The organism is Streptomyces phaeochromogenes (assembly GCF_001418655.1).
Lineage (GTDB): Bacteria > Actinomycetota > Actinomycetes > Streptomycetales > Streptomycetaceae > Streptomyces > Streptomyces phaeochromogenes.
On record NZ_LIQZ01000581.1, the window covers coordinates 1 to 7,265 of the forward strand.

Below are 7,265 nucleotides of genomic sequence, written 5' to 3' on the forward strand. Positions count from 1 at the left end.
CCACAGCCACCACCTCGGCGGGAAGTCGTTTCGCCGCCGAGGTGGTGGCTGTGGAAGCGTTGGGTGTCACGGTGGTCATGAGGTCCTCCTCCTGCGGTTCGCGGTGAGCAGGAAGGCGTACGACACGATCACGATGACGAGACCGAGGATGAAGGACACGGTGGCCGCGTAGTTGGTCTGCTGGCTGATGAAGGCGACCGAGTAGGCGTAGAGGTTGGCGGTGTAGGAGCTGTTGATGACGTCCGGGGCGACCTTCATCAGCAGGCTCGGTTCGTTGAACAGCTGGAAGCTGCCGATCACCGAGAACAGCAGGGTGAGCGTCAACGCCGGGCGCAGCGCGGGGAGTTTGACGGACCAGGCGATCCGCCAGGCGCCGGCGCCGTCCATGGCTGCCGCCTCGTACAACTCGGCGGGGATGGTGCGCAGGGCCGCGTAGAGGATGATCATGTTGTAGCCGACGAACTCCCAGGTCACGATGTTCGCGAGGCTGCCGAGCATCCAGCTGTCGCTGAGGAAGTGCGGGGCCGGCAGGTGGAGATCGCGGCTGATCTGGGCGAAGGGGCCGAAGTCGGGGCCGTAGAGGTAGCCCCACATGAGGGTGGCGATCACGCTGGGGACGGCGTACGGGACGAAGATGCCGAGCCGGATCACGCGGGACAGCCGCAGCAGGCCGCTGTCCAGCGCGAGTGCGAAGAACAGGGCAAGGAGCAGCATCACGGGAACCTGGATGATGAAGAACAGCGCGACGCGACCGATGCCCTTGCGGAGGAGGGGGTCCTTCAGGGCCGTTACGTAGTTGTCCAGGCCGACGAACGACGAGCCGCCGATGAGCTTCTCCTGGAACAGGCTCAGGTAGGCGGCGTAGCCGAGCGGGGCGAGGAAGAGCAGCACGAACAGCACCATGAACGGGGCGATGAACAGGGCCCCGGCCGTGCCGTGGCGCCGTCGTGGTGAGGACTTCGTGCGAACGGCCTTTGAAGCAGGGGCCGTTGTCGTGGTGGCCATCGTCAGCCTCCCTTGACCGTGAAGCCCTGGCCCTTGGCGAAGGTCGTGATGCGCGTCTGCCACGCACCGAGCGCGCGGACGGTGTCGGACTTGTTGGCGAGGGACTTGCCGACGGTCTCCGTCCAGTCCGTGGCCACCCGGTCGAGGAACGGAGGCCACTGGAAGGAGGGGTTGACCTGTGAACTGATGTCCGCGAAGACCTCGTTGACCTTCTGGCCGCCGTAGAAGGCGGGCGTGTCCCCGAGGAAACTCGCGTCGGACAGGAGGGCCTTGGTCGCCGGGAAGAAGAACTGCTCGGTGGCGAACATCTTGGCGCTGGCGGGGTCGCTGTTGAGGAACTGCGCGAACACCGCTGCCTGGATCGGGTTCTTGGTGGAGCGGATGACCGCGGTGGTCGAGCCGCCCCAGTTGCCCGAGCTGGGCTTGGCGGCGTCCCACTGCGGGAGCGGGGCCGCGCGCCACTTGCCTGCGGTGGCCTTGGCGGAGCCGGAGAGGAAGGCCGGGCCCCAGGCGCCGGTGAGCCAGGTGGCGTACTTGCCCTTGTTGAGTGCGGCGTACCAGCCGTCGGTGAAGTCGGGCTCGACGCCGATCACGCCCTCCTTGGCGAGCGTGCCCCAGTACTCGCCGAGCTTCCTGGAGGCGGCGTCGTCGACGCTCACGGTGATGTCGCTCTTGCCGGAGGTCACGTACGGCTTGGCGCCCGCCTGCCAGAGCAGGCCGTGCCAGGCGGCGACCTGGTTGGCGGCGAGGTTGGTGAGGTAGACGTCCGGGTCGGCCTTGTGGAGCTTGCGGGCCGCCGCGGCGAACTCGTCCCAGGTCGTGGGGACGTCGATGCCGTGCTGGTCGAAGATGTCCTTGCGGTACAGCATGCCCATCGGGCCGGTGTCCTGCGGGATGGCCCAGACCTCGCCGCTGCTGCCGCTGACCTGGCCCCAAGTCCAGTCGACGAACGTGGACTTGAGTCCGGAGGCGCCGTACGGGCGCAGGTCCAGCAGGCTGTCGGTGATGGTGAAGGTCGGGATGGCCTGGAACTCGATCTGCACCATGTCCGGGGCGCCGCTGCCCGCCTTGAGTGCGGTGCGCAGCTTGGTGTACTGGGGCGTTCCCTGACCGGCGTTGACAACCTTGACCTTGACGGCCGGGTACTTCTTCTCGAAGAGCGCGACCTCCTTGTCGATGTTCGGGACCCAGGTCCAGAACGTCAGCTCGGTCGGCGTCTGCATCGCCTTGTCGATGTCGGCCTGGCTGACCGGCTTGGCGGAGGTTCCGCTGGTGCCGTCGCTGTCGCCGCCGCAGGCGGACAGCGCGCCGCTCAGCGACAGCGCTCCCGTCGCGGTGAGGAAGAGCCGACGGTTCATGGAGGAGGAGCCGGATGTGGGCATGGTGAACTCCCGCCGATGGCGAAGGGGCCGGCACGCCGGGGGAGGGCGTGCGGAAAAGGGATGGCGAAGGGGAGGTGTGGGCGCGACGATCTGGACGTCGAAGCCACAGGTTCGGGGAGCGTGGCCGCGCAGCCGGTGTGCGGCACGCAGATGTGTGCGGGCAGCCGGGGAGCGCTGAGGCCATGCGGCTCAAGAGCCGCTGGGTGAAACGGAGTTCGCGTGTTGGCCGTACTGCGGGGTCGTCCGCAGCGGCGGGGGCGCGGTTGGGATGGACGGGGCCGAACCATGGCCGGTACGGCGGCTCGCCCCTGGGATCACATGCCGGATCCGGCTCGGCGGCCGGGCTGATCGGCGCTGTTCAGTGGTGGGTGGACGAGCCTCCCTTCGGAAGCGGGGAGCTGGAGGTGCTTTCACGGGATCGCGTGGCGGTACGTCGCCGACGTCCCGGAGGCGTCCGGGGCGGCGGGGGCTGGGCCGAGGCACGGACGACGAGGTCAACCGGTGGGTCGCTCGCAGGCAGCGCCTCTGCCTGAGGGTTCTCGATCGCGTGCACGAGCCGTTTGAGGCCCTCCTGCGCCACGGTGTCGAACGGCTGCCGCACCGTGGTCAGCGGGGGAGTCACATAGGCGGCGACCGGGATGTCGTCGAAGCCGACGACGCTGACGTCCTCCGGCACTCGCCGGCCGGCTTCCGTCAGGGCCCGGATCAGACCGATGGCCATGTCGTCGTTGGCGGCGAACACCGCCGTCACCTCGGGGTCGGCGGCCAGTTCCCGTCCTGCCGCGTAGCCGGAAGCGGCCGACCAGTCGCCCTCGATGACCGGCGGTTCGTCCCTGCCGTGTGCGGCCAGAGTCGCCCGCCATCCCTCGAGACGGTCCTTGGCGGCGTACCACCGCTGGGGACCGGCGAGGTGATGGACCGTCACATGCCCCAGGTCCAGCAGGTGTTCGACGGCTGCCCGGGCCATCAGATCGGCGCCGCCCGCCCCGGTCAGCACCGTGGAGGCCGTGAAGGGTGGTGGCGCGCCGAGGACCAGGACCGGCACGCCGACGTGGACGGACAGGTCCCCTTCGCTTCCTTCCTCCTCGATCGGCTCGGAGATGACGATGCCGTCCACGCCCTGGTCGAGGAGTGAGCCGACGGCGCCGGCGACGCCCGCGGGGTCGCCTTCCATCGTGTTGACCACGCGGAGCGCGTAGCCCGTGTCCCGGACGACCCGCTCCACACCCATGAGGAGTGAGGCGGGACCGTACAGGGCCGTGCCCAGCGTCACCACGCCGATCGAGCGGGTTCGCCCGGAGGCCAGCGCCCGGGCGGCGTTGTTGCGCCGGTAGCCGAGCTGCTCGGCGGCTTCGAGGACACGCCGACGCACCTCGGGGGAGACGTACGGCTCGTCGTTGAAGACCCGCGACACCGTCTTCTGCGAGACCCCGGCCAACCGGGCCACGTCCACGCTGCGCGGCGCACCGGGACTCCCGTCCCGTCCTGAACCTCGCGTCATTGCGTCTCCCGATGGCTGCACGATCGAGCCCAATACTGTCAGACGCTGTTGTCTGACTGCGCTGTCATGTCTACGCAGTCATAGGACGGTCGTCAAGAGTCTGGAACGTATCCGTAACGTCCGTCCGCGTCGGCCCGGCCCGGCCGAGTCCGCCATCATGTCGGCGCCGCCGGCGGCGTGGGGGCCCTGCCACACCCTGGAACGCCGATGGGTGTAGCTCTCCTCCGGGGAAGCCCTTGAGCTGGGAGAACGCTGGTTGATGGTGTGGGCGAGGTAGGCGTCCTTCTACCGTGGTGGGTGGAGTAGGGGGCGTCGATGGTGTCGTTGATCGCGGAGTTGGAGACGCGGGAGACGGCGGCGCGTGTCCGGGTGGAGGAACTCGAGGCGGAGATAGCCGAGTTGACCTCACGGTTGGCGGGTGAGCGTGAGGTGCGGTCGCGTCTTCCCGACGCGGAACTCTCACTACCCACCCACATGCACTCCCACGGCCTGCGCCGGCTCGCCGTCCTCGAAGCCGTTCGCGGCTCCTACGACCAGGCCAAAGAGGCAATTGACCGCAGCTGCGGGAGAGTTCTGGGCAAACGGCAGGCCGAACTGCTGCTGGTCGTCGCCGCGGCGGTGGACGTCGATGACTTCCACCGGTGCAGGATTCCGCTCCCGTCGACCGCCGCGACCGCGCTCGTGATGCAGGTCGACGGCAAGGGCGTCTTCATGCGGCCCGAGGCTCTGCGGCCCGCGACGCTCAAAGCACACCTGAACGGCCGGCGGGCTCTGCGCACCCGGCTGGCTCCGGGCGAGAAACCGCACCGCAAGCGGATGGCCACCCTGGCCTGCGTCTTCGATGCCGACCCGCCCCGCGTCGGCCCCATGACGTGATCGCCCCGCCTGAGGGCCGCAGCACCACACGGACGCCTCACCCGGGGCCAAGAGCACAGCGCACGTGGCTCACCACCTCCCTCGTCCACCCGCCCGAGCACGTGATCGCCGCCGCATTTGACCAGGCCGAAGCCCGCGACCGGAGCCATCTGCGCGACTGGGTGGTTCTGGTCGACGGCGCCCGTCACCAGCTGGAGTTGATCCGAGCCGAAGCCGACCGGCGCCACATCAAGGTGCACATCCTGCTCGACTTCGTACACGTGGCCGAGTACGTCTGGGAGGCGGCCCACTGCTTCCACAAGCCCGGCACTCCCGACGCCGAAGTCTGGGTCGCCGGTCACCTCACCACGATCCTCCACGGGCAGGCAGACCGAGCCGCCGCCGAGATCACGGCCGAGGCCGACCGGGCCCACCTGCACGGAACGAGGCGCGAAAGCGCCGACTCGTGCGTCCGCTACCGCACCGGACACCTCGACCAGCTTCGCTACGACACCGCCTTCGCAGCCGGCTGGCCCATCGCCACCGGCCCGATCGAAGGCGCCTGCCGCCACTTGATCGGCGACCGCCTCGACATCACCGGCAGCCGCTGGGGACTTGACGGAGCCGAAGCCGTTCTCACGCTCCGAGCCCTCATCGGCAACGGTGATTGTGCCGCCTACTGGCGACACCACCTCGCCCGCGAACACGAACGCCTCTACCCCACTCCCGACCAGCACAACTACGAACTCACGGCCTGATCAGGAACCTCCCTCAAGGAGAGCCACACCCAACGCCTGTACCCCGCCCCCGACCAGGCCGAATACGACCTGACCGCCTGAATACGACCGTCACTCAGGAAAGCCGCACACATCACGCAAGGGCGAACCGGTGCCGGTGCTACGGTCCCAGTATGTCCAAGGCCAAGATCGACGGCGTCGCCGCCGAGTTCTTCAGTGCGTTCGACAACAGGGGCGGCAAGGCCGCAGATGTGGATCGGGTCCGCCGACTGGTAGTGCCTGGGGGCGTCCTCATCAAGGCAGGGCCGGAGTTCACGGTGTACACGGTGGAGGAATTCATCGAGCCACGCCAACAACTGCTGGCCGAGGGCCGACTGGTGAACTTCAACGAGTGGGAGACCGCGGAGCGCACCGAGACCGTCGGCGCCATCGCATCGCGGTTCAGTGAGTACCGGAAATCCGGGATCCTCGACGGCGTGCCCTTCGAGGGCGGCGGGACGAAGACGATGCAGTTCGTACTCACCCCGGATGGCTGGCGGATCGCTGCGGTCTCCTGGTGCGACCGGCCCTGAGGTCAAAAGCGGCACCGCCGCACGATCTGGAGTACCCCTCCAGGGTCAGCTCGAAGGGGGCAGGCGCAGTTGCATCCAGACCGAGCTGATGTAACCGCCGTTCTTCGTGGCGTACTCGGCGAAGGTGCCCACGTCGGTGAAGCCGAACTTACGGTGCAGAGCAACCGAAGCGTCATTGGGAAGTGCGATCCCAGCCAGCGCGACATGGACCGGCTGCGAGCGCAGCGTTTCGATGAGGGTGCGGTACAGCGCCGAACCAATCCCAGCGGCCCGCGCATCGGGATCCACGTAGACGCCCAGTTCAACCGTTTGATCGAAGGCCGGATGCGTCCGGTAGGGACTGCTTGAGGCGCACCCGAGTACCCGATAGCCGGTAGTGGCCACAAACAGCCGGTGCGGACCCGTGTCGGAGAATCTCTCGAACCACTGCAAGCGGCTCTCCACCGTGACCGGTTGGGTATCGAAAGTGATGATCGAGTGGGTGACGTAGTGGTTGTAGATCCGCACCAGCTCAGGAAGATCATCTTTGCGTCCGGTGCGTACTACCAGCCCGTCGCCGGCACGACGCCCGGCCTCGAGGTCTCTTCCTGCCATGGGCCGCATCCTGCCATGGTCGTTCTCCCAGATCAGCCCGTCCCTGCAGAAGAGCTACACCCAACGCCGATTCCCGACCTGGCACGGTCTGCCGTGATGCGCGAACAGTGACCAGGCCAGATGCTCGCTGAAGATCCTCGTACAGCCCCCGACCTCGGCGGCGGAGCCGCGTGGACCCCGACCTGTTCAGGCCCCCCGCAGAAACGCGAGAACCGAGGAGATGAACGGTTGCCCTGGTCCGGTTGCGGCCTGGCCTGGCCCGGCCCGAACGAGACTGCGACACGGCGGTCTCGGCGAGCGGCCGAAGCAGTCCGATCTTTAGGCCTGGGCAGCAGCGTGCTGCTCTGCCCAGGGCTCGGCTCAGAGCAGGGACTCGGCGGTGATCGGCAGGTCGCGCACCCGCCGGCCGGTGGCGTGGAAAACGGCGTTGGCGATGGCGGGTGCCACGCCTACCAGGACGACCTCGCCGAGGCCCTTGACGCCGAGGGGGTCGGCTTCGTCGTCGCGGCCGTCGACGTAGATCGCCTTGAGTTCGGGGACGTCGGCGTTGACGGGGACCAGGTAGTCGGCGAGGTTGGCGTTGACGATCCGGCCGTCGCGGTGGTCGGTGACCGTGTGC

General features: G+C 68.2%; 5 protein-coding genes and 2 pseudogenes. 2 read left to right on the plus strand and 5 right to left on the minus strand.

The window, feature by feature from the left end:
* Positions 1–75: 75 nt before the first annotated feature.
* From AOK17_RS46115 to AOK17_RS46125, 3 genes are all read right to left on the minus strand, one after another.
* Entirely contained in the window at positions 76–1,005 is a 930-nt protein-coding gene (locus tag AOK17_RS46115; protein ID WP_055618624.1) for a carbohydrate ABC transporter permease, read from the minus strand.
* A 2-nt stretch (positions 1,006–1,007) separates the two neighbouring features.
* Positions 1,008–2,387 carry an ABC transporter substrate-binding protein gene (locus tag AOK17_RS46120; RefSeq protein ID WP_055618625.1) on the minus strand — a complete coding sequence of 460 codons (1,380 nt, stop codon included), beginning with the start codon at positions 2,385–2,387 and terminating at the stop codon, positions 1,008–1,010.
* Positions 2,388–2,745: 358 nt separating this feature from the next.
* Entirely contained in the window at positions 2,746–3,888 is a 1,143-nt protein-coding gene (locus AOK17_RS46125; RefSeq protein ID WP_079053675.1) for a LacI family DNA-binding transcriptional regulator, read from the minus strand.
* A 447-nt stretch (positions 3,889–4,335) separates the two neighbouring features.
* Here AOK17_RS46125 and AOK17_RS53190 point away from each other — a divergent pair.
* Together AOK17_RS53190 and AOK17_RS46135 are read left to right on the plus strand one after the other, a co-directional pair.
* A pseudogene (locus AOK17_RS53190) lies at positions 4,336–5,501 on the plus strand (ISKra4 family transposase); the annotation flags it as partial.
* 152 nt (positions 5,502–5,653) lie between these two features.
* On the plus strand, positions 5,654–6,052 hold the full coding sequence (locus AOK17_RS46135; RefSeq protein ID WP_055618627.1) for a DUF4440 domain-containing protein: 399 nt from the start codon (positions 5,654–5,656) through the stop codon (positions 6,050–6,052).
* 45 nt (positions 6,053–6,097) lie between these two features.
* Here AOK17_RS46135 and AOK17_RS46140 read toward each other — a convergent pair whose 3' ends face one another.
* Together AOK17_RS46140 and AOK17_RS46145 are read right to left on the minus strand one after the other, a co-directional pair.
* The gene (locus AOK17_RS46140; RefSeq protein WP_107102675.1) at positions 6,098–6,646 is read right to left on the minus strand and encodes a GNAT family N-acetyltransferase; all 549 of its coding nucleotides are present in this window, start codon (positions 6,644–6,646) and stop codon (positions 6,098–6,100) included.
* Positions 6,647–7,006: 360 nt separating this feature from the next.
* Positions 7,007–7,265, minus strand: a pseudogene (locus AOK17_RS46145) (xanthine dehydrogenase family protein molybdopterin-binding subunit); the annotation flags it as partial.